22 protein-coding genes are annotated in these 21,816 nt (G+C 66.1%); 7 read left to right on the forward strand and 15 right to left on the reverse strand.

The genetic code is table 11. The annotated features are described in order from the left end of the window. Positions 1-5 precede the first annotated feature (5 nt). The 10 genes from gdhA to amrS form a co-directional block, all read right to left on the reverse strand. On the reverse strand, positions 6-1,355 hold the full coding sequence (gene gdhA / locus EA346_RS05930) for an NADP-specific glutamate dehydrogenase (RefSeq protein WP_296756629.1): 1,350 nt from the start codon (positions 1,353-1,355) through the stop codon (positions 6-8). A gap of 185 nt (positions 1,356-1,540) precedes the next feature. Continuing rightward, on the reverse strand, positions 1,541-2,278 hold the full coding sequence (locus EA346_RS05935; protein WP_296756631.1) for an ABC transporter ATP-binding protein: 738 nt from the start codon (positions 2,276-2,278) through the stop codon (positions 1,541-1,543). Beyond that, a complete protein-coding gene (locus tag EA346_RS05940) occupies positions 2,271-2,828 on the reverse strand; it encodes a hypothetical protein (RefSeq protein WP_296756633.1) in 558 nt (185 codons plus the stop codon). Before EA346_RS05940 ends, EA346_RS05935 begins: the two co-directional genes overlap by 8 nt. Positions 2,829-2,832: 4 nt before the next feature. Further along, complete coding sequence (locus EA346_RS05945; RefSeq protein ID WP_296756635.1) at positions 2,833-3,495, reverse strand: ECF transporter S component; 663 nt, start codon at positions 3,493-3,495, stop codon at positions 2,833-2,835. A gap of 1 nt (position 3,496) precedes the next feature. Then, positions 3,497-4,006 carry a hypothetical protein gene (locus EA346_RS05950; protein ID WP_296756637.1) on the reverse strand — a complete coding sequence of 170 codons (510 nt, stop codon included), beginning with the start codon at positions 4,004-4,006 and terminating at the stop codon, positions 3,497-3,499. Beyond that, entirely contained in the window at positions 4,003-4,827 is an 825-nt protein-coding gene (locus tag EA346_RS05955; RefSeq protein ID WP_296756639.1) for a DUF4198 domain-containing protein, read from the reverse strand. The genes EA346_RS05950 and EA346_RS05955 overlap by 4 nt, the downstream gene beginning before the upstream one ends. A 334-nt stretch (positions 4,828-5,161) precedes the next feature. Beyond that, positions 5,162-6,751 (reverse strand): gamma-glutamyltransferase, encoded by a 1,590-nt coding sequence (gene ggt / locus EA346_RS05960; protein ID WP_296756641.1) that lies wholly within the window; start codon positions 6,749-6,751, stop codon positions 5,162-5,164. A 42-nt stretch (positions 6,752-6,793) separates the two neighbouring features. Next, on the reverse strand, positions 6,794-7,261 hold the full coding sequence (gene nikR, locus EA346_RS05965; protein WP_296756643.1) for a nickel-responsive transcriptional regulator NikR: 468 nt from the start codon (positions 7,259-7,261) through the stop codon (positions 6,794-6,796). Then, on the reverse strand, positions 7,258-9,021 hold the full coding sequence (locus tag EA346_RS05970) for a hydrogenase maturation protein (RefSeq protein ID WP_296756644.1): 1,764 nt from the start codon (positions 9,019-9,021) through the stop codon (positions 7,258-7,260). The genes nikR and EA346_RS05970 overlap by 4 nt, the downstream gene beginning before the upstream one ends. Before the next feature lie 33 nt (positions 9,022-9,054). Further along, positions 9,055-10,155 (reverse strand): AmmeMemoRadiSam system radical SAM enzyme, encoded by a 1,101-nt coding sequence (gene amrS, locus EA346_RS05975; RefSeq protein WP_296756645.1) that lies wholly within the window; start codon positions 10,153-10,155, stop codon positions 9,055-9,057. Between the two features lie 142 nt (positions 10,156-10,297). On the opposite strand from amrS, the gene amrB reads away from it, so the two are divergent. The 6 genes from amrB to zwf all read left to right on the forward strand — a co-directional run bounded on the left by amrB (position 10,298) and on the right by zwf (position 16,106). Beyond that, the gene (gene amrB / locus EA346_RS05980) at positions 10,298-11,101 is read left to right on the forward strand and encodes an AmmeMemoRadiSam system protein B (protein ID WP_296756647.1); all 804 of its coding nucleotides are present in this window, start codon (positions 10,298-10,300) and stop codon (positions 11,099-11,101) included. After that, positions 11,079-11,678 (forward strand): AmmeMemoRadiSam system protein A, encoded by a 600-nt coding sequence (amrA, locus tag EA346_RS05985; RefSeq protein WP_296756649.1) that lies wholly within the window; start codon positions 11,079-11,081, stop codon positions 11,676-11,678. Before amrB ends, amrA begins: the two co-directional genes overlap by 23 nt. Before the next feature lie 160 nt (positions 11,679-11,838). Next, the gene (locus tag EA346_RS05990) at positions 11,839-12,477 is read left to right on the forward strand and encodes a hypothetical protein (RefSeq protein ID WP_296756652.1); all 639 of its coding nucleotides are present in this window, start codon (positions 11,839-11,841) and stop codon (positions 12,475-12,477) included. Between the two features lie 234 nt (positions 12,478-12,711). Continuing rightward, a complete protein-coding gene (locus EA346_RS05995) occupies positions 12,712-13,014 on the forward strand; it encodes a hypothetical protein (RefSeq protein ID WP_296756654.1) in 303 nt (100 codons plus the stop codon). 155 nt (positions 13,015-13,169) lie between these two features. Continuing rightward, a complete protein-coding gene (gene gnd, locus EA346_RS06000) occupies positions 13,170-14,618 on the forward strand; it encodes a decarboxylating NADP(+)-dependent phosphogluconate dehydrogenase (RefSeq protein WP_296756656.1) in 1,449 nt (482 codons plus the stop codon). A 3-nt stretch (positions 14,619-14,621) separates the two neighbouring features. Continuing rightward, entirely contained in the window at positions 14,622-16,106 is a 1,485-nt protein-coding gene (zwf, locus tag EA346_RS06005) for a glucose-6-phosphate dehydrogenase (protein WP_296756659.1), read from the forward strand. A gap of 131 nt (positions 16,107-16,237) precedes the next feature. Here zwf and pgl read toward each other — a convergent pair whose 3' ends face one another. From pgl to EA346_RS06030, 5 genes are all read right to left on the reverse strand, one after another. Continuing rightward, positions 16,238-16,987, reverse strand: coding sequence for a 6-phosphogluconolactonase (gene pgl / locus EA346_RS06010; RefSeq protein WP_296756660.1), 750 nt, complete (start codon positions 16,985-16,987; stop codon positions 16,238-16,240). Between the two features lie 46 nt (positions 16,988-17,033). After that, a complete protein-coding gene (locus EA346_RS06015) occupies positions 17,034-17,519 on the reverse strand; it encodes a peptidylprolyl isomerase (protein ID WP_296756662.1) in 486 nt (161 codons plus the stop codon). Positions 17,520-17,768: 249 nt separating this feature from the next. Beyond that, complete coding sequence (gene hypE, locus EA346_RS06020; RefSeq protein ID WP_296756664.1) at positions 17,769-18,830, reverse strand: hydrogenase expression/formation protein HypE; 1,062 nt, start codon at positions 18,828-18,830, stop codon at positions 17,769-17,771. Further along, positions 18,827-19,972, reverse strand: coding sequence for a hydrogenase formation protein HypD (gene hypD / locus EA346_RS06025; RefSeq protein ID WP_296756666.1), 1,146 nt, complete (start codon positions 19,970-19,972; stop codon positions 18,827-18,829). Before hypD ends, hypE begins: the two co-directional genes overlap by 4 nt. Beyond that, positions 19,969-20,226: a HypC/HybG/HupF family hydrogenase formation chaperone gene (locus EA346_RS06030; RefSeq protein WP_366755766.1), complete on the reverse strand. Its 258-nt coding sequence runs from the start codon at positions 20,224-20,226 to the stop codon at positions 19,969-19,971. The genes hypD and EA346_RS06030 overlap by 4 nt, the downstream gene beginning before the upstream one ends. A 481-nt stretch (positions 20,227-20,707) precedes the next feature. Here EA346_RS06030 and EA346_RS06035 point away from each other — a divergent pair, with 481 nt between their 5' ends. After that, positions 20,708-21,580, forward strand: coding sequence for a bile acid:sodium symporter (locus EA346_RS06035; RefSeq protein WP_296756670.1), 873 nt, complete (start codon positions 20,708-20,710; stop codon positions 21,578-21,580). Positions 21,581-21,816 lie beyond the last annotated feature (236 nt).

Here is a 21,816-nt window from a genome sequence, read left to right on the forward strand (position 1 = left end):
GCTCGTCAGATCAATCCCAGCGCGACCATCGCATGGGCGACCTTCAAAAAGCCGGTGACGTTGGCTCCCTTCACGTAGTTGCCGGGCTGCCCGAACTCGGCCGAGGTTTCGTAGCAGTTGCGATGGATATTCACCATGATCTGCTGCAGGCGCGCCTCGGTGTGTTCGAAGGTCCAGGAGTCGCGGCTGGCATTCTGCTGCATCTCCAGGGCACTGGTGGCCACGCCGCCGGCGTTGGCGGCCTTGCCCGGCCCGTAAGCGATGCCCGCCTCCTGGAAGACATGGATACCCTCCGGGGTCGTGGGCATGTTCGCCCCCTCGGCCACCGCGATGCAGCCCTGCTGCACCAGAATGGTGGCATCCTTGCCGTTGAGTTCGTTCTGGGTCGCACAGGGCAGCGCAATCTGGCAGGGAACCGTCCAGATATTCCCGTCCGGCAGGTAGGTGCTGTCCTTTCGCTCATCCGCATAAACGCTGATGCGGCGGCGTTCGACCTCCTTGATCTGCTTGATCAGGTCCAGGTCCAGCCCGTTCTTGTCCACGATCACGCCATCGGAGTCGGAACAGGCAATCACCTTGCCGCCCAGGCTGTGGATCTTCTCGATCGCGTAGATCGCGACGTTGCCGGAACCGGACACGACGCCGGTCTTCCCTTCCAGGGAATCGCCACGCACCTTGAGCATCTCGTCGAGGAAGAACACGGCGCCGTAGCCGGTCGCCTCGGTCCGCGCGCGGCTGCCGCCCCAGTTGAGGCCCTTGCCGGTCAACACGCCCGATTCGTAGCGGTTGGTGATCCGCTTGTACTGGCCGAAAAGGTAACCGATCTCGCGCTGGCCGACGCCGATGTCGCCGGCAGGCACGTCGGTGTACTCACCGATGTGGCGGTACATCTCGGTCATCAGGCTCTGGCAGAAGCGCATGATCTCGGCATCCGAACGCCCCTTCGGATCGAAGTCGCTGCCGCCCTTGCCACCGCCGATGGGCAGCCCGGTCAGCGCATTCTTGAAGATCTGTTCGAAGCCCAGGAACTTGATGATTCCCAGGTATACCGACGGATGAAAGCGCATCCCGCCCTTGTACGGGCCCAGCGCGCTGTTGAACTCCACGCGAAAGGCCCGGTTGATGTGCGTGTGACCCTGGTCGTCCTGCCAGGGCACGCGGAAGATGATCTGGCGCTCGGGCTCGCAGATGCGCTGGATGATCTTGTGCTCGGCAAACTCGGGATACTTCACCAGCACCGGGCCCAGGGTCTCCAGCACCTCGTGCACCGCCTGATGGAACTCGGTCTCACCCGGATTGCGCCGCAGCACGTCCCGGTAAATGGGTTCCAGCTTCTCGTCGAGCCCTGCCACCATGATCGTTCTTCTCCTCGTCAGTGTCGGCCTGCGCCGATTCGGCGGCAGCAGGTCCTGGGAATGCCGCCCCGAACCCAGCCGGCACGTCACCACCGGGTCAGCACGGGGGAAACAGGATCCAAACGGGTTCGCGGGGGCGACATGATCCTCGAAAACAGGCCCCCGGCGCCAGTTCTTGCCCTCCCTCAGCCGTGCGCGAGCCCGTGGGCAACCAGCAGGTCGTGGTCCGGCGGACCTCCGGTCGCGCGGCTGTCGAATACAACGCGATGATCGTCGGACAGGATCACGATACGCTCGCCCAGTTGCGGCACCAGGGCCATCTGATGCGTCGCGACGACGGAGGTGATGGGCCGCCCGCGCAGCCACTCCAGCAGCCAGCCAACGGTTCGCGGGTCGAGGTTCGCGGTCGGTTCATCCAGCAGCAGGACCTCCGGCTCGACCGCCAGGAGACACGCAAGGCACAGCCGCTGTTTCTCGCCGCCCGAGAGTTCGAAGGGAGGAGCATCCAAAAAGTCTTGCAGCCGCAACCGGTCGGCCCAGTGCCGGATCCGGTCCGCTCGCTCCGATTCCGACAGATGCCGAAGGCCGAAGCCGATCTCGTCGCGCACGGTCGGATTGAACAGCATCGACTCGGGATGCTGGAACATGAGCACGACCCGCTGGCGGAAATCGCGCTGCCAGTCGCGGTCCTTCAGCGTCTGCTGGTCGACCCTCCTCCCGCCAAAGCGGAATTCCCCGTTGGTGGGCACGATCAGCCCGTCGAGCACCCGCAGCAGGGTGCTCTTGCCGCAGCCGTTGGTGCCCAGGAGCACCACGCGCTCGCCCGGATCGATGGCCAGGTCGATGCCCTCCAGCGCCCTGCGGCCATTCGGGTAGGCGACGGCGACCTGCTCCAGTTCCAGCAACGGAACCGGTTCAGTCATGCAGGGCACCGCGCGAGCGCATCGCCTGCGTCACCATCTCCGCGTTGTGCACGCCCTTGTCCAGCGCGGCGAGGCCGATCGCCGCGCTGCCCAGATAGCGCTGATGCAGCGTGGGCGCGACCACCGTACGGCTCTTTTGGGCGCAGCGGTAATCCTGGGCCAGCCGACGGAAGAGTTGGACCTGACCGCGCACGATCACCAGCCAGCGACGGGCCCGTGGCCAGCGCGCCAGGGCGAGGTCGAGATCGACGTCACGCACCATCCAGGCGGTCAGCAGCGCCAGCACCACGACCCTCAGGTTGATCAGCAGCAGCGCACCGAGCACCGGCTGCCCCGTCAGCCATCCCATGAACAGGATCCCCGAGGAGAGCAGCAGCAGAATCCAGAGCACCGGCCGCCCCGCGCGCAGCAGGAGCGCGGGGCGGCCGGACCCGGAGAGCAGCAGAAGCCCGGCGAGCACCAGCAGCAGCACGCGCGGATCATGGATCAGCGTGACCGCAATCACTGCAGTGAGGTAGAGAGCGAAGCGAACCGGATGCGAGAGAGGCATGACTTCAGATCTCCCGCCCGCTGGTCGCGGGTATCCAGCATCGTCTGCGCGCATGCCGCCAGATCAACAGGGTCAAAGCCGCCTCGGCGAGCCCGATGAACAGGTGCGGCAGCAGGATCGCCGGCAAGGTCACGGACCAGCCGAAGGGGAAGAAGCGTGGACTACCATCCGGACCCTGGGCGATCAGCGGCTGGAGACCCAGGACCAGCGCCACCAGCAGGGCGGAAAAGAGGATGGAGATGAAAACGGCGGCGAGCACCGCAAAATCGGCCTGGACATGCCGCAGGAGATGGAACAGCAGGTAGGCGGTCCAGGCTCCGATGAAACCCATCGCCAGGGCATTCACGGGCAGTGCGGTGATGCCGCCTGCACCCATGACCAGCGCCTGCAGTACCAGCACGAGGGTGTAGGCAAGAAACGCAACCCATGGCCCGAACACCAGCGCCAGCAGCCCCACGCCGATCGCGTGACCGGAGGTCCCGCCCGGGAGCGGCAGCATCAGACTCGACAGCACAAAGGCCAGTGCGGTGAATACCGCGAGTCGCGGCAGGGCCTCGTCCCCCACCTGTCGCGTGAACGCGCGCGCCGCCCACCACCACAAAGGTACGGCCACGGCCAGCGCGGGAAGGTAGGTCTGCGGCGAGATCAGTCCGTCGGGGATATGCATGTCAGGTGGGCCGGTGACGGCCGCGACGCCCGCGCCATAGCGCGATGAGACCAAAGACCCCGAGAAGGTAGCCGATCCCCGCCGTCAGGCGCGCTGGCTGCGAGAGCCCGGCACCGGCCCCGCCGGCGGTCACCGCCCCTTCCGGGCCGACCTCGATCCGCACCTCCGCGCCATGCCCGTCCTCGGTGGCGACGACGACCCGCCAGGGACCGGGTCGGTCCGGGCGAAAACTCACCTCGCCGACCGCATTGATCCGGCCGCTTTGAAACGGCCGCGTGTCATCCGGGGCCATGACCCGGTAGGCCTCGAAAAAGGGTTTGTCACCGTCAGGAAAATGGAAATGCACGACGGCTGCTTCACCAACCGAGGACTCGTGCAGCAGGGCGTGCGCCAGCGCATTCGAACCGGGCAGCAACAGCAGCAACCCGGTGAGACCCGCGATCAGGCGCCTTTCGCGCCTGCGCCGTTGGGCACCCATTCGCGAGCGTCGCTGCCACAGGGACACGCTCATCGAACCACGAAGGTCAGGGTCGAGTGATACGACCTGCGGTCACAGATCTCCGGATCGGGGAAGTCCTCCCCCGCGTGCACCAGAACCAGCCAGTGGCCGGCAACGGCTGGAACGAAACGGGCGACACCCGCGGCGTTCGTGGCCACGCGAACGGCGTAGGCCTCCTCATCCTGCGCCTCGTGTCCCGCGTAGGTCGCACGAATCTCACCCGTCCAGGGCTCGCCGTGAAGCAGAACACGGATCTCCAGCGGATCCCCGGTCCGCAGCGTCGATGGGTCGCTCAGCGGAATCAGTTCCAGGGGGTGGCCCTGTTCCTGCCCCCAGGCTTCGCCCGCGCCACGGCCCACGACGGCCTTCATCACGTTTGCCGACTGGCTGCAGCTGAATGCGTCTGGATACTGTTCGCGGGAGGCACGCCGCCCCCCCTCGTGGGTACGGCTCCAGAAGCTCAGGTTCTGTTCGACCACGAGCAGATGCGTACCCGCGCCGAGGGGCGGCAGGGGGTGAAGTTCGTCATCCTCCAGCGCCAACTCATGCACTACCCCGTCGGGTGCGATCAGGCGGACGGCCTGCAGCTGATGTGGCGCCAGCCGACCCTCGGCGGGAAACCGGTGACCGAAATGAACCCGGAACGCCGGGCCGGCGTCTCCTTCGGTGACGGTGATCCAGGGGTAATGCGCCAGCACCGGAGCGGATATCGCAGCCAGGGAAAAGGCCGCAACAGCCACCAACGCGGTCCGGAACACGTAGAACAGGCGTCGGAATCCCGTCTCCTGATGATCACGAAAGGTCCGCCGGTAATCAGATTCGTGTTGTTTCAAGGGGCGCGGACGTAGGAGGCCAGCCCCTGGCCGATGGGTTTCCCGGCGTCCGATCGGCGAGAGGGCTCGCCTCCTACGGGGGAAGGCTGATGCGGAGAGCGCATTGTGCACGACAGGACGGCCTGCGGAGCTTGCGTGATAACCGGGTCCCGTGTTGAACGGGCTCGCGCCGCGTCCTGTCGATGCCCACTTGTAGAATTCTGCTTTCATCGCCGGGACTCGCCAGTAAGATCAATTTCTCATACCGCTCATCTTACCCGGCCGGCCTTCTGCAGACCAGATCCAGCTTCGCGAAGCCGGCGCCGGCCCCGGATCAACAGGGGCCCTGCGCCGGTCAGGTGCCCTCGCCGGTGGGCTCCGAAAAACGACCCTGCGTCCGTTGGACGACGCCACCGCGCCGCGAGTCACCGGTACCGAAGAATCCTTCGGGGCCGCGGGCCACCGCGTGCACGCCACCGAAGAACAGGCTCCGATCCCCCCACAGGCGATGCTCGGGATGGCGGGCCAGGAAGGCGGAGAAATCGGCATCGAAACCGAAGCCGGCCTCGACGCTGAGGAGCTGGTTCTCGAAATGAATGCGCGGGGCATCGACTGCCTGCGCCAGGGGCATCCCGAAATCCAGCAGGTTCACCAGCACCTGCAGGATCGCGGTGCGGATGCGGTTGGAACCGCCGGAGCCCAGCGCGACCTCGCCACCGTCGGCACGCACGACCAGTGTCGGCGCCATCATCGAGGTCAGCCGCTCATTCTCCCGCCAGCGGAAGAAACCGTTGGGGTTGAGATCCTGCTCCCCGAGCATGTTGTTCAACATGACGCCGGTATCCGGAATCAGCCTGCCGCAGCCCTCCCCGTTGCTGGCGGTCAGGCTGGCGACATTGCCCCTGCCATCCATCACGCTGATGTGCGTGGTTCCGCGTAGCGCGGGGCTCAGCCCCTGCAGTTCCCGCAGGTACCGGTCCAGGAGAGCCGGATCCAGCAGTGCCCGGGCATCGACGGATCTGTCGTCATCAGACATCGCTTCCAGCCGCGCCCGGTCGGTCAGGGCCATCACCCGCGACAGCCTCTCGAGATGGCGCGTCGAGCCGAAAGGATCCTCGGGGATGTCCATGGCCTCCAGCAGCTTCAAGGCAAAGCCAAGGAGGATCCCCCCCGACGAGGGGGGCGGATTGGTCCAGATCCGGTGCCCCCGGTAGTCCAGGGCCAGCGGCTCCCGGTTCTCCGCACGGTACTCGCGGAGGTCTTCCAGTCGCAGCAGGCCGCCGTCGCGCCGGCTCAGGTCCGCCACCAGATGCGCGAATTCGCCCTCGTAAAACCATGCTTCGCCCTCACGAGCCAGGTGCTCGAGGACATCGGCCAGGGCCGTCTGGCGGAGCAGGTCGCCTTCCACCACCAGCGAGCCGGGACGGGTGGGACTCGCGAACAGGTTGCGCGAATCCTCCGAGTGGGCATAGATCGCCTCGACGATCCGGAAGGCGTGGGCCTGCAGCGCATTGACGCGGACGCCCTCCCGCGCCAGCCGCACGGCGGGTTCCACCAGCTCGTGCATGGGGAGGGATCCCAGGCTGCGATGCGCGGCAAAGAGGCCGCGCACCATGCCGGGCGTGGCCACTGAGCCAAGGCCGATATGGAATTCCTGCTGGGCGTCACCGAAATCAGCGACGATCGGGAGAAATTCGATCTCGTCCACCGGCCGCTTGTGCCGGGGCGTCTGCACGAAGAAGTCCAGTGCCTGCACGGGACCGCGTCCTTGCCTGGCCAGCAGAAACCCTCCACCTCCAAGCGAACAGAGCACCGGCTCCGCGACGCAGGCAGCGAACTGTCCGGCGATCACCGCGTCGAAGGCGTTACCCCCGGCGTCGAGGATCGTCGCAACCGCCTCCGCAGTGGCGGGATGCCCCGCCGCCGCTACACCGCCCGCAGTCACCGTCCTGCCACCGTCTCCCGCTCCGGCAAGCCCCCACGCGGCTCACCGATCATGCTCGTGCCCGTGCCCGTGATGGGGGCCCGCCGCCGGCCGCTCCTCCGGCGCGTGTTCCAGAGGGATCCGGTGCAGCCGGCCGTGCCGTATTCCGGGTCGCGCCACGACCGATTCGGCAAAGGCCTGGACATCGCTGGCCCTGCCCCTGAGCAGTACGGATTCCACGCAGAGGTCATGATCCAGGTGCATGTGCAGCGTGGTCACGGTGAGGTTGTAGTGGGCATGGTGTGCCTGGGTCAGGCGCTTGCTCAACTCGCGTTCGTGATGGTCATACATGTAGCTCAGCACCCCCACGCAGGCACCGTCCTGGTCGGGATCGAGACGTTCCGTGGCCAATGCACCCCGGATCAGGTCGCGTACCGCCTCCGACCGGTTGCTGTACCCCTTGCGCTTCATGAAGTCGTCGAACTCCTGCGCCAGCCCGGGTTCGACGGAGACCGTGAAACGTTCGCTCATGTTCTGGTCCTTGCAGTGGCGCCCAAGCCCCCGGCTGCGCCGCCGATGCGTCGGTGCAGGGCGAGATGAAGCGGCGTACGGGATTGCGGCACGCGGTGCACGAAGTTGTACCGCGCCACATGATAACTGGGATCGAAGCCAAAGAAATTCAGCCGCATGTGCCGCATCTCCTCTTCCCGGTATTCTGCGAGCGGCCGCTGGGCCTCGTCCTGCCGGCGCCGCGCCTGCTTGGCCTGGAGACGCCCTGCCAGATCGGGCGCCGACGCCAGATCCTCGGCGCGCCCGGAGGCCAGCTCGGCGAAGTCGGCAGCGTCGCTGCCGAACACCGCATCGAGCAACCCGGCCTGCAACGCCTCCGGGGCGCCCAGTGGCAAGCGGTTGCCGATGATGGTCCGCGCGCCGTCGCTACCGGCCCGCCGAGGCAGCAGATAGGTCCAGTATTCGGACCCGTACAGGTTGCCCATGTTCTTGTAGTGGGGGTTCAACACCACGCCGGGCGCCGCCCAGACCTCGTCCGCAGCCAGCGCAAGAAAGACGCCGCCGGCCCCCGCGTTGCCGCGCAGGGCCGCAATCACCAGCCGGTCGTCGGTCTCGATGATCGCCCGGGTCAGGTCGTTCATCGCCTCGATGTTGTCCCAGGAGGCGTCGGCGGAATTTTCCCTGGCCTCGATCCGGTGCAGGTGGATGCCGTTCGACCAGAAGTCGCTTCCGCCCAGCAGCACCAGCACCCGGGCGGATGTCTGCCGCAATCGTTCCCAGGCCACCCGCAGCCTGCGGCACTGCTCGGTCGACATCGCCCCGTTGTGGAATTCGAAGGCAAGGTAGCCAACACCGTCGTCGATCCGACAAACGATCTCACGCCAGGTATCCCCGTCCACCGCAGCAAAGGGGTCCAGGGGAATATCGGGCACGGCGCTCAGGCGGTCGGCACCCAGCACCTCTACCGCGGGCAGCTTCAGGTCGCCCTGCCCGGCCCCGATCCCGCGCAGATGCGTGATCCAAACCGCCCCATCCCGGGTGGCCCGGCAGATCGCACCGTCGCGGGTGGCGATCACCGCTCCCGGTTCACCGCGCAGGCGTGACTCCGGCCAGGCATTGAACAGGCGCACCGGCAACCCCAGGATCTCGTCACAGACACCGGGGAATCCGTCGGCCGCCCGTATCCTCCGCAGCACGCCAGCCGTGCTGTCGTTGCCCCAGTCGATGCGCCGCTCGGCGGCCTTGATCGCGGGCCGCCAGCGTCCGCGACTGCCGTCCGGGCCTTCGGGCAGCGCCGCGGGCCGGAAATCCGGATCCCGGAGCCGCTCCAGAGCAAGCGTGACTGCACGGACCGCGGCATCGGCAACCTCGCGACGGTACAGGCTGCTCTTGGACCCTGCCCGCATCGGAAACCCCGCTGAGGCCCAGACATCGCCAGCGTCCATCTGGGCATCGGCCTGGAGCACGGTCACGCCCCACTGTGCGGCACCGTCCTCGATGGCCCAATCCAGCGCCGCCGGGCCGCGGTCGCCCAGCGGACCCGGGTGCACGATCCAGCAGAGTGTGTGGCGCCATACCGACTCCGGAATCGCGCGCTTCAGGAAGGGCGCGATCACCAGGTCCGGCCGGTACAGTGCGACGGCCTCCTCGGTCACCCGGTCGTTGATGTCGAACTCGATCGAGATCTCATGCCCGAGGCGCCGCAGTTCCACGAACAGGCGCTGGCTGAGGCTGTTGAAACTGTGAGTCAGGAACAGGATACGCATGGCGGCCGCAAGCATAGCAACCGTCGATCCGCCCCGCGAGGCGGCGCCCTACGCGTATTCGGCGAGGCGGACGGGTTGACGCCGGGAGCCCCAGTCGCCGGGGAGGGGTTCGAAGTGCCCGGCCAGCGGTGTCGCGCAGACGCTGCAACAACCATCCCGGTCCAGATTCCAGGCGGTGATCTCGTACCCCGAGCGCCCGATCACGCGCTCGCCGCAGCCATGACAGTAGGTGGACTGCCCGGCCGGATCGTAGGCGTTGCCCGTGTAGGCGTACCGAAGGCCCGCATCCAGGGCGATGCGACGGGCGCGGCGCAGGGTCTGCACCGGCGTCGGCGGATGATCGGTCATCCGGAAGTCGGGATGGAACGCGCTGAAGTGCATGGGTACCTGCGGCCCGAGCCTGTCCACGACCCAGTCGCACATATTTCGGATTTCGTCGTCGCTGTCGTTTTCGCCGGGGATCAGCAGGGTGGTCAGTTCCACCCAGACTTTCGTTTCCCGCACCAGCCACTCGAGATTGTCCAGCACCGGCTGCAGGTGGGCACCGGTCAGCCGGTGATAGAAACGTTCGGTGAAGGCCTTCAGGTCGACGTTTGCAGCGTCCATGCCGGCGTAGAACTCGGCCCGCGCCTCCTCAGTGATGTAGTTCGCGGTGACCGCTACGGTGCGTACGCCCACGGCACGGCACGCGGCCGCAACATCCTGTGCGTACTCGTGGAAGATCACCGGATCGTTGTAGGTGAAGGCCACCGAGCGGCAACCCGATGCCACGGCTGCGCGGGCGATCGTCGCCGGATCGGCGCGATCCATCAGGGTGTCGAGTTCGCGCGACTTGCTGATGTCCCAGTTCTGGCAGAATTTGCAGGCAAGATTGCAGCCGGCGGTACCGAAGGACAGCACCGGAGTACCCGGTAGGAAATGGTTCAGCGGCTTCTTCTCGATGGGGTCGATGCAGTAGCCGCTGGAACGTCCATAGGTCGTCAACACCACCGCGCCATCCAGGTTTGCCCGCACGAAGCATGCGCCCCGCTGACCGGGCTTCATCCGGCAAAGACGGGGGCACAGATCGCATTGGACACGGCCATCCGCCAACGTCCGCCAGAAGCGGGTCGGAACGGTGAACTCATCCCTGCCGACAACCTCCGTCATGTCTCTCCGTCACTCTTGAAATACCCTGCTCCTTTCAGACCCATGCCCCTTGGCGCAGTTCCGCGCGGACGTCCCGTCCCGGAGACGCAACCGTCGCCCACCGGGGTGGTCCAACAAGGGAAAACCAGCTTGAGACACGGTAATGGATACACAACAGACGATTCGCCAGCCTGCGGTCGCGGGCCTGTTCTATCCCGACGATCCGGCAACACTGAAGCAGCAGATCCTTGCCCTGATGTCGCAGGCGTCTCCGCGCGGCAAAGTGGCCTCCCACCCCAAGGCGCTGGTCGCCCCGCATGCGGGCCTACCCTACTCTGGGCCGGTTGCCGCCTCGGCCTACGCTGCACTGGGAACCGGCGCGGATCAGATACGCAGGGTGGTTCTGCTCGGCCCCTCCCACCGGGTACCGTTCCGCGGCGTCGCAACCACGGCGGCGACCGCGTATCGGACGCCTCTCGGAGTCGTTCCGATCGACCGCACGGCGGTCGAGGCCATCGGCGGGCTTCCCGGGGTGACCAACCTTGACGAGGCGCATGGGCCGGAGCACAGCCTGGAGGTCCATCTGCCGTTTCTGCAGGTGATCCTGCACGACTTCACGTTGGTTCCTCTGGTCGTCGGAGAGGCTGGGCCGGAGACCGTTGCAGCGATTCTGGAGCAGCTCTGGGGTGGTCCCGAGACCCTGATCGTCATCAGCTCGGACCTGTCGCATTACCACGACTACCTGACCGCCCAGGCACTCGACGCGGAAACCTCACGGGCGATCGAATCCTGCGACGAGGGCCAGCTGGATCCATACAAGGCCTGCGGCTACCAGCCACTGGCAGGCCTGTTGCGGGTGGCGCGCAGGCGCGGGCTGAAAATCGAGACGCTGGACCTGCGCAACTCCGGCGATACCGCCGGTCCGCGCAGGGAAGTGGTGGGTTATGGCGCCTGGGCATTCCACTGAGCGGACGGCCACGGTCTCCGCCACGAGCATGCGTGACCGGCTGCTGGAAATTGCCGCGCAGGGCGTGCGCCATGCGGCGGAACTGCTTCCGGCCCCGGTCATCGACCCGCGCCGGGAAATCGGGTTGCTGCTGCGTCCCGGGGCCAGCTTCGTCACCCTGAAGCGCGCGGGCACGCTGCGCGGCTGCATCGGTAGCCTGAAACCCACCCGTCCGCTCGCCGAGGACGTCGCGGAAAACGCCTATGCGGCCGCCCGACGGGACCCCCGCTTCCCCAGGCTCGAGGTCTGGGAGCTTGCCGGGCTGCAGCTGTCGGTCGCCACTCTCGGGCCGCATGAAACACTGCTCATCGATACGCGCGACGCGTTGCTCGCGGCGCTGCGTCCGGGTATCGACGGCCTGGTCGTCCGTAGCGGCGCGTTGAGGGCCACATTCCTTCCCGCAGTATGGGAGCAGCTGCCGGAACCGGCGGACTTCGTCGACGCGCTGTGGCACAAGGCCCGGCTGACCCCGGGTACATGGCCGGAGCAACTCCAGCTCAGCCGCTATCACGTCGAGACTGTGCACACCCGTCTGTGATCGCGACGCCGTCGAATGGCAGGCGGACTTCCCCGTGTCCAATCTGCTAAGCTCGGGACAATCCTCTGCTTCACACCATCCGCGTTGACCGCCGCCGGCAGCCCGGCGTATCGGGTCAAGACGCGCATCAACGACTCCAGATACGCGAGGTTTTCCACTCATGACTTCACGACTTTTCGGCCCGTTGCTGGCCTCCCTCCTGGCCATGGCGCTTATGGCGTGCTCCCCGGAACAAACACCGGAGATGGACGCCGTAACCGACCCGGTGGCACCGACCCAGCAGCCCCGACCCGCGGCGGAACAGGTGCCGCCCGCAACCGCCCAGGGCGCGGTCGCCGGTCTGTCCTGGTCCGTCCCCGAGGCCTGGGTTGCACAGCCGCAACGCCCGATGCGGGTGGCGACTTACCACACCAGCTCGGCCGAGGGGGATAGCGATCCGGGCGAGATTGCGGTGTTCTATTTCGGTCCCGGCGAAGGTGGAACGGTGGAAGCGAATGTCGACCGCTGGTTCCAGCAGTTCGACCAGGATGATGGTCGCCCGACGAGCGAAGTCGCCGAACGTGAAACCATGGATGTCAATGGCACCCGCGTGACCCTGGTCCGGGCCAGCGGCACCTACAATGCGGCGGCCGGTCCCATGGCGCCCAGAGCCGACCTGCGGCCGGGCTACCGGCTCATGGGCGCGATCGCGGAGGGTCCGGAAGGTGCGGTCTTCTTCAAGTTCACGGGTCCTGAGAACACGGTTCAGCAGGAAGAGCCCCGTTTCATGAGCATGGTGGAATCGATCCAGGAGATGTGATTGCGCCGAATCACACCCCTGCCGCCGGCATGGATTGACGCGCCCGGCGCAGGGGAATAGCTTTGTTTCAGACAACCCATGGAGGTAACCCCGACGTACGCGGCCTTCGCGGAATCGGTGGTCTGAGACGCTTGAAGCAATGGCCAGCACCAGGAAACAGCGGCGCGGCACACCCGGAATGAGACTCCCGCAGGCAGCCGTGCCCGTCATCGGGCGCCAGGAGGCGGGACGACCGTGAAGAAACCCGAAGATACGTCCCTGCATGAACTCGGGGCGGACGCGCGTGTCGCCCGGATCTTCCGCTGGTCAGCGATCGCTGCGGCCGTCCTGACCCTGATCGTGGCATTGGGCCTTCTCGCCTGGTGGTGGCTCTCCCGCGACACACCCGCAGCGACCGATGAGATCGCAATGCTGCCGCCCGAACCGCTAATGGAGCGCGCGCGCGTGCTCCCGCTGTCCGACATGGGGTCCAGCCCCACGCTCCAAAGTGCAGGCCAGCCGCCGCAGTCTATCGGCGTCGCGCGTCCGAGGTCATAGAAGTCAGGGATACGCCCCGCGGCCGATCCAACCTTCGACGCAGGCGGCTGCATACCCTATCCTCTCCCGAGCAGATCTTCCCAGACTCTCCCGATCCGGCGCGGTGAGGCACGTCCGTTCGCTGCTCGGGTAGCAAAAATCCAAGGGGTAACAGCATGGCAAAGGCAGATATCGGCCTGATCGGGCTCGCCGTCATGGGCCAGAACCTGGTTCTCAACATGGCCGATCACGGCTACCGCGTGGCGGTCTTCAACCGCACCACGAGCCGGGTGGACGAATTCATAGAGGGACCGGCCAGGGGCCACCCCATCATCGGCTGCTACAGCATGGAGGAGCTGGTGGAGAGCCTGGAACGGCCCCGCAAGGTCATGCTGATGGTCAAGGCCGGCACGGTCGTGGACCAGTTCATCGACAGCCTGGCGCCGTTGCTGGACCCCGGCGACGTGATCATCGATGGCGGCAACTCGCACTATCCCGACTCCACGCGGCGCACCCGGGAACTGCGCGAACGCGGTTTGCGCTTCATCGGCACCGGCATCTCGGGCGGCGAGGAAGGCGCCCGCCACGGGCCGTCGATCATGCCAGGGGGCGACCCAGAGGCTTGGCCGCTGGTCCAGGAAATCTTCCAGTCCATCGCCGCGCAGGTGGATGGCGAACCCTGCTGCCGCTGGGTCGGCCCCGACGGCGCCGGGCACTTCGTGAAGATGGTGCACAACGGCATCGAGTACGGCGACATGCAGCTGATCACCGAGGCCTACGCGCTGATGGACCGGGCCCTGGGCATGGACCATGAAGCCATGGCCGCGGTGTTCGCGAAATGGAACAAGGGCGTTCTGGATTCCTACCTGATCGAGATCACCGCCGAGATCCTGGCCATCAAGGACACGGATGGGGCCCCGCTGGTGACCCGGATCCTGGACACGGCCGGGCAGAAAGGCACCGGCAAGTGGACCGCGATCAGCGCCCTGGAACTGGGGGTACCGCTGACCCTGATCGGCGAGGCCGTCTTTGCCCGCGTGCTGTCGTCGCTGAAGGACGAACGCGTGCGCGCAGCCGGCATCCTCGGGGCTCCACCGCAAAGGGACTCCGTAACGCCCGGGGAGTATCTGCCGGCCCTGCACGACGCTCTCTACGCCTCCAAGATCATTTCCTACGCGCAGGGCTTCATGCTCATGCGCGAGGCGGCCCGGGTCGAGGGCTGGACGCTGGACTACGGCGACATCGCCCTGATGTGGCGTGGCGGCTGCATCATCCGCAGCGCCTTCCTGAACGACATCAAGGTCGCCTACGACCAGGACCCGCAGCTGCAGAACCTGGTGCTGGACGGGTTCTTCACCCGCGCGCTGCAGCAGGCGGAATCCGGCTGGCGGCGGGCCGTGATCCTGGGCGTCGAACACGGCGTGGCCACGCCGGCCTTCGCCTCTGCGCTCAGCTATTTCGACGGCTATCGCAGCGCGCGCCTGCCCGCCAACCTGCTGCAGGCACAGCGCGACTACTTCGGCGCGCACAGCTATGAGCGGGTCGACCGCGAGCGCGGCACCTTCTTTCACACGGACTGGACAGGGCGCGGCGGCGATGTGGCCTCGTCCACCTACGAGGCCTGAGCCATGGAACACACCCTCTCCCCCTGCACCCTGATCATCTTCGGTTCCACCGGAGATCTGTCGCGGGTCAAGCTGATGCCGGCCCTGTACCACCTGGAGGCGGCCGGCCGCCTGCCCGAATCCTGCCGCATCGTTGCCACCGGGCGGCGACCCTGGGACCGTGAGCGCTGGCTCAATGAGATGCGGGGCATGCTCGAGGGACAGGTCCGCGGACCCATCGAACCCGCAATCCTGGAACGCCTGGAAGCCCGACAGGACTATTTCCGGGGCGACATCACCGAGCCCGAAATGTACACGGCGCTCGCGCAGTGGCTGGGCGAGCGCAACGACCTTCCGGACAACCTCGCGATCTACCTCGCCATCCGGCCGGCGGAGTTCGGCGTCGTGACCGAGAACCTGAGCCGCACCGGCCTGCTGACCGAAGACGGCGGCTGGCGGCGGGTGGTGATCGAGAAGCCTTTCGGTTACGACCTCGAGAGCGCCCAGGCCCTGCAGCGGCGCCTGTCCCGGTTTCTCAACGAGGAACAGATCTACCGAATCGATCACTACCTCGGCAAGGAGATGGTCCGCAACCTGCTGGTGTTCCGGTTCGCGAACCTGATGCTGGAGCCGCTCTGGAACCGCAATTACATCGACCACGTGCAGATCACCCAGGCCGAGACGCTGGGCGTGGGCACGCGGGCCGCCTACTACGACGGTGCGGGCGCGCTGCGCGACATGCTCCAGAGTCACCTGATGCAGCTGTTCACACTGGTGGCGATGGAACCCCCGGCCTCGATGGCGGCCGAGGATCTGCGCGACGAGAAGGTCAAGGTGCTGAAATCGGTGCGCCCGATCACTCCCGGCGCGGTCCATGCCCAGGCCTTTCGCGCACAGTACGGCCCGGGAGTCATCAATGGCGAGAGGGTACGGGGTTATTTGGAGGAGGCTGACGTGCCGCCGGACAGCGTAACCGAGACCTATGCGGCCATGAAGCTGTACGTGGACAACTGGCGCTGGCGCGGCGTGCCCTTCTACCTGCGTACCGGCAAACGCATGGCCGAGGGCACTTCGCACATCATGATCCGGTTCAACCAGCCCCCGCAGCAACTCTTCCGCGGGACGCAGGTCCAGAACGTGGAGAGGAACTGGCTGGTGATCGGCGTGCAGCCTTCCGAGTGCATCAGCATGCAGCTCACCGCCAAGCAGCCGGGGCTGGAGATGAAAACCCGGCAGGTCGCCCTGAACGCGGGCCTGAGCCCGACCGAGGGATCCGGAACCGGCGCCTACGAGGGGCTGCTGCTGGACATCATGGAAGGAGACCGTTCCCTGTTCCTGCGTTACGACGAGGTGGAATACGCCTGGCGGATCGTCGATGCCGTGCTGAAGACCTGGTCGGTGGAGCGGGACTTCATCCACACCTACCCGGCGGGTGGCTGGGGTCCGGACGAGAGCCGGCGCCTGTTCGAGAAGGAAATCGACGCATGGCGGCACAGCAAGGAACCCTGACGCGCGACCGGCCGTAAACGCCCGTTATGGAGTGCGGGAGCTTGCTCACGCTGTTCGGCCCAGGGGCCATCGCACCCAAAAGCGGCGGCAAGCCGCCGCACTCCACAGGTGCTGCAACCGGGGTAGTCCACCTACGCTCCGATCAGGGCCGCCGCCTCCCGATCCAGGTGCCACTCGACCTCGCCGTCCTTCGGCAATACCAGTGAAGAGGGAAAGTCGCGCCGGGGACCGTCGGCGAGCACGCGGGCCAGGGTCGCCGCCTTCCCCGCACCGGTCACCAGGAAGACCACGTTGCGCGCCGCGTTCAGGAGCGGCAAGGTCAGACTCAACCGCCAGCTATCCATGCGTGGCACGTACACCTCTGCGACGAGGCGTTCCTCGTCGAGAATCGGGGTATCGGGAAACAGCGAGGCCGTGTGCCCGTCGTCGCCCATGCCCAGCAGCACCACATCGAAGCGAGGTACCGGGGTTCCGTCGCCCGGGATCTCGCGGACCAGCCGCTCGGCATAAAGCCCGGCCGCCTTGGCCGGATCCGGATGGCCGCCGGGCATGGGATGGAACGCCGGGGCCTCCGGCAGATCGACCAGCAGCGATTCCCTGACCATGCGCTCGTTGCTGTCCGGATGATCGGGCGGCACGCAGCGTTCGTCGCCAAGGAACAGCTTGACGCGGCTCCAGGGGATGTCCAGATCAAAGGGCGGCGCGGCCAGCAACCGGTACAGCTGTTTCGGGGTCGAGCCCCCCGCGAGCGCCATGGTGGCGACACCACGCTGCTCGACCGCCGCGCTCAGCAGGGTCGCGATGCGCCGGGCTGCGACGCGCATGACCTCGCCGACGTCGCTACCCACGTTCACCGCGGGACTGCCGCGCACCGGGCTCATCATCGGACCCTGCCCGCGCCTGGCCAACGGCACCCGGGCCGGGGTTTCAGTGGGAGTGACCTTCGGGACCGTGCGCGTGGCCGTGCGCCTGTTCCTCCTCGGAGGCATCGCGCACGTCGACCACGGTGACGTCGAAGGTCAGCGTCTCGCCGGCCAGGGGATGGTTGGCATCAATGGTCACGTGTTCCGAATCCACGCCGGTGACAGTGACAATCTGGGTGCCGCCCTGCTCGGACATCGTCTGGAACTGCATACCCACGGTGACATTGTCCGCATCCTCGAACATCTTGCGCGGCACGGCCTGGCGCAGTGAGTCATCGCGTTCTCCGTAGGCTTCCGCCGGAGTAACCGTCACCTTCAGGCTATCCCCGACGACCTTGCCCTCGAGGGCCGATTCCAGACCGGGGATGATGTTCTGATGCCCCTGCAGGTAGGCCATCGGCCCCCGCTGGGAGGAACTGTCGATCACCTCGCCCTGTGCATTGGTCAGCGTGTAGTCGATCGATACGACCTTGTTTGGAGCAATTTGCATCATAAATCCCGGGATTTCGTTCAACGGCCGCGCAGTTTACGTGGATTGGATGAGCAAACCAAGAAACAGCCGTCGTCGCGCAGGATGCCCTTCAGCAGAGCTCATTCGAACGAACGCGGCGCAGCGTACCCCGATCGCGCGCGAAGCGCGCTCCTGCGGGTTGCGGTATTTGCAGGAAACTGCCTTGAAGCTCAAGGATGGCCGCATCTTTCGCATCAAGGCGATAGCGGACGATTCGTGTAAATCAGATTAGCAAATGCGCGGAAGCTGCTCGCCCGAGAGCCAGTCGACGTTGCGGCGGCCGCCGAAGCTGGTCTCCATCTGCACGAAACCGTGGCTGTCCTCGATCACCTCGCCGATGATCGCGGCGTCCTGGCCAAGCGGGTGGATGTGCATCGCCGCGAGCAGCGCATCGGCCGACGCCGCCGGGCAGATCGCGATCACCTTGCCCTCGTTGGCGACGTACAGCGGGTCGAGCCCCAGCAGTTCGCAGGCGGCTTCGACCTCCTCGCGTACCGGGATGTCCTCCTCGCGGATGGCCATACCGACGCCGGACTGGCGGGCGATCTCATTCAGCGTGGAAGCCAGTCCGCCGCGGGTGGGGTCGCGCAGGCAATGGATGTCGGGTGCGGCCCGAAGCATCGCGGCAATCAGGTCGTGCAGCGCGGCGGAATCGGAGACGATGTTGGTGCTGAAACTCAGGTTCTCGCGCAGCGACATGATCGCAACGCCGTGGTCCCCGAGGTAGCCACTCACCAGAATCCGGTCTCCGGGACGGGCGCGATCCCCGGAGATCTCGATGCCGTCCGGCACCACGCCGACCCCGGTGGTGTTGATGAACACCCCGTCGCCCTTGCCGCGCTCGACCACCTTGGTGTCGCCGGTCACGATCGGCACCCCGGCCTCCCGGGCCGCCGCCGCCATCGAATCGACGATGCGTTTAAGGTCGGCGAGCGGGAAGCCCTCCTCGAGGATGAAACCGGCGGAAAGCCAGAGCGGGCGCGCCCCGCTGGTCGCGACATCGTTGATCGTACCGTGTACCGACAGGCTGCCGATGTCGCCACCGGGGAAAAACAGCGGCGAGACCACGTGGCTGTCCGTCGCCATCACGATGCGGCCCTCGGGCCGGCTGAGCAGCGCCTGGTCGTTGGCCTGGCGCAGCCAGGGATTGTCGAAGGCCTGCTGGAACAGCTCGTCGATCAGCTGCGCCATGGCGCGTCCGCCGCCGCCATGGGACATCTCGACCTTGCCTTGCTTGAGATCCAGTGGTCGAATGTAGCCCCGCTTGACCAGCTTGGGGTTGGCGCTCACGAGGCCTCCGCGACCTCTGCGGAACCCTTGAACTGGCCGTAGGTATAGTAGGCGGCGCAGGCCCCCTCGGCGGAGACCATGCAGGAGCCGAGCGGGTTGTCCGGCGTGCAGACGGTGCCGAAGACCTTGCAGTCCTGCGGCTGCTTGAGCCCGCGCAGGATCGTTCCGCACTCGCAGGCCTTGTGGTCGGGAACCGAGCGGTACGGCAGGTCGAAGCGCACTTCGGCGTCGAAGTCGCGGTAGGCTTCGCGGATGCGCAGCGCGCTGTAGGGCACCTCGCCCAGTCCGCGCCACTCGAAACGATCGCGCAGTTCAAAGACCTCGGCGACCAGCGCCTGCGCCTTCAGGTTGCCCTCACGGGTCACCGCGCGGCTGAACTGGTTCTCGACCTCGGCCCTCCCCTCGTTCAGCTGCCGCACCAGCATCAACACCGACTGCAATACGTCGAGTGGCTCGAAGCCCGCGATCACCACTGGCTTCTGGAATTCCTCGGCGAAGAACTCGTAGGGCCGGCTGCCGATGATCGTGGACACGTGCGAGGGGCCGATGAAACCGTCCAGCGGGATGGTGCCGAGCTCGCGCACCTCGGGAGACTCGAGGATGTTCTGGATCGCCGACGGGGTCAGCACGTGGTTCGCAAACACGCTGAAATTCTTCAGGCCCTCGGTACGGGCCTGACGCAACGCAACCGCGGTCGGCGGTGTGGTGGTCTCGAAGCCGATGGCGAAGAAGACGACCTCGCGCTCGGGATTGTCGCGCGCGATCTTCAGGGCGTCGGCGCTGGAATACACCATGCGGATATCGGCGCCTTCGGCCTTGGCCCGCAACAGGCTCATGCGTTCCGAGGCCGGCACGCGCAGGGTGTCGCCGTAGCTGCACAGAATCACGCCATGGTCGCGTGCCAGTTCGATCGCGCTGTCGATGCGTCCGATGGGCAATACGCAGACCGGGCAACCGGGGCCATGGATGAAATGGATCTCCGGCGGTAGCAGGTCGCGCAGCCCGTAACGCGAAATCGCGTGGGTGTGCCCCCCGCAGAACTCCATCAGGTGATAGCGGCGGTCCGGCCGCACTTCGGCGGCGATCGTCTGTGCGAGACTCCGGGCGACCTTGCCGTCGCGGAACTCGTCGACGTACTTCACGCGGCCGCCTCGGGCTGCACGCCCATCTCGCGCAGCATCGCCAGCGTCTTCTGCGCCTCGGTTTCGTCCAGCCTGTTGATTGCGAAACCTACGTGCAAGATCACGTAATCGCCTACCCGCACGCCGTCCACGAGGCTCACGTCCACCTCCTTGCGCACGCCGCCGACATCGACCAGGGCCTGCTCGGCCTCCAGCAGCTGAACTACCTTCACGGGAATCGCGAGACACATGGCGCGATTGTCTTTTCTCCCCATGTTCAGTGCAAGAAACCGCGATCCCTCAGAGGGACAACCAGTGCCCGCTATGGAGTGCCGCGGCTTATCCCGCCTGCGTCGGACAAGGCTGCTGGGGGTCGGACCAGCGCAAGCCTCTGTTTTTACTCCTCGGGAGGGATCTTTTCCACCCCATTACACACCTTAAACGGGCAATTTTGGGGCCGAAAATACCCGTCGAGGCAGAAACCCTGCGACCGCTGACATCGGGCAACCAAGGCCGCACATACCGCGCAAGCAACCATCGGTTCCTATTGGATTCAATACATTACCGGAGTGCGAACTCCGCGGCGGGGGCAGAGTATTCCCCATTCTTTTCCTGGGTTACTATGTGAGGCCTTTTGCGGGGAGCTGGCCTAAGCATGCCCACCGACCCGAAGGAACACGAACACCGCGACAGCACCCCCCGCCGCCACTCCGCGGGCACCACCGACGGATCCATCGGTGGGCCCAGGCCTGCACCATGAATCTCGTGACTTTCGTTCCGGTTATCGTGGTGTTGCTGATGATCATCGTTGGCACCGAGATCTCACGCGCCCAGCTTGTGGCCTCCATGCGTATGCCGAGGGCACTGGTCGGCGCTGCCCTCGCCCAGTGGCTGCTTCTGCCCTTGCTCGCGGTGATAGTGATCTGGCTGCTGCGTCCGCCCCCTGCACTGGCGGGTGGGCTGTTGCTTTTGGCGACCAGTCCGAATGGATCGCTGTCGAACTACTATTGTTCCGTCGCTCGCCTGAACGTGGCTTTTTCGGTCACGCTGACCACCATTTCGGGTTTTGTTGCACTGGCGGCGATGCCACTGCTCCTCGCGGTCACCATGCCGGTGGCGCTGGGCGTCGAGGCCTACAGGGTACCGCTCGGTGAACTGACGCTCCGGCTCGTACTGTCCCTGTTGCTGCCGGTTGCCGCCGGTATGGGCCTGCGGCACTTCTTTCCCGACGCCGTCGAGCGCAACGGAAAGGCGATCCGCGCTTTTGGTCTGTGGCTACTCGCACTCTTCCTCGTGCTGGTGTTCTTCGACCAGAGGCATGCGATCGTCGAGATATTCGCAGAAACCGTGCTGCTCACGGTCACATTCACGGCATTGGCCCTCGCCGCCGGGTGGTACAGCGGGAGGGTTCTGCGTCTGAACCCGGCGGACCGCGCTGTGCTCGCGATCGAATTCGCAGTACGCAACGTGGGCATCGCCGCCCTGCTGGCTCTGACGACTTTCCAACAGCCGGAATTCGCAGCCTTCGGCGCCCTGTTCGTGCTGCTTCAGGCGCCCGTACTGATCCTCGCCCTGTTGCTGAATGCAAGGCTGAGAGAACAGCCACCAACAGGCACTCGCGCCGACTGACGCCAGGGTCGATTTCGATCGGCTGGGGGCGCTCGCGATGGCCACAATTGGGGTCGGACCAACGCAGGTATTTGTTTTGAAATACTTACCTGATGATCACGAATCGTCCGCAGGCAGGGAACATCGCCTTGACCGCAGCGAAACCGCCAAAATCTTCGCCCGCAAGGCAGGCTCCAACAAGGGCAACAACCCGGCGGAGCTTTCGTCTTAACCAGGAATCCTCATAGGCCTTGTTA

This window comes from Thioalkalivibrio sp. (assembly GCF_007692535.1).
Taxonomy (GTDB): Bacteria; Pseudomonadota; Gammaproteobacteria; order Ectothiorhodospirales; family Ectothiorhodospiraceae; genus Thioalkalivibrio.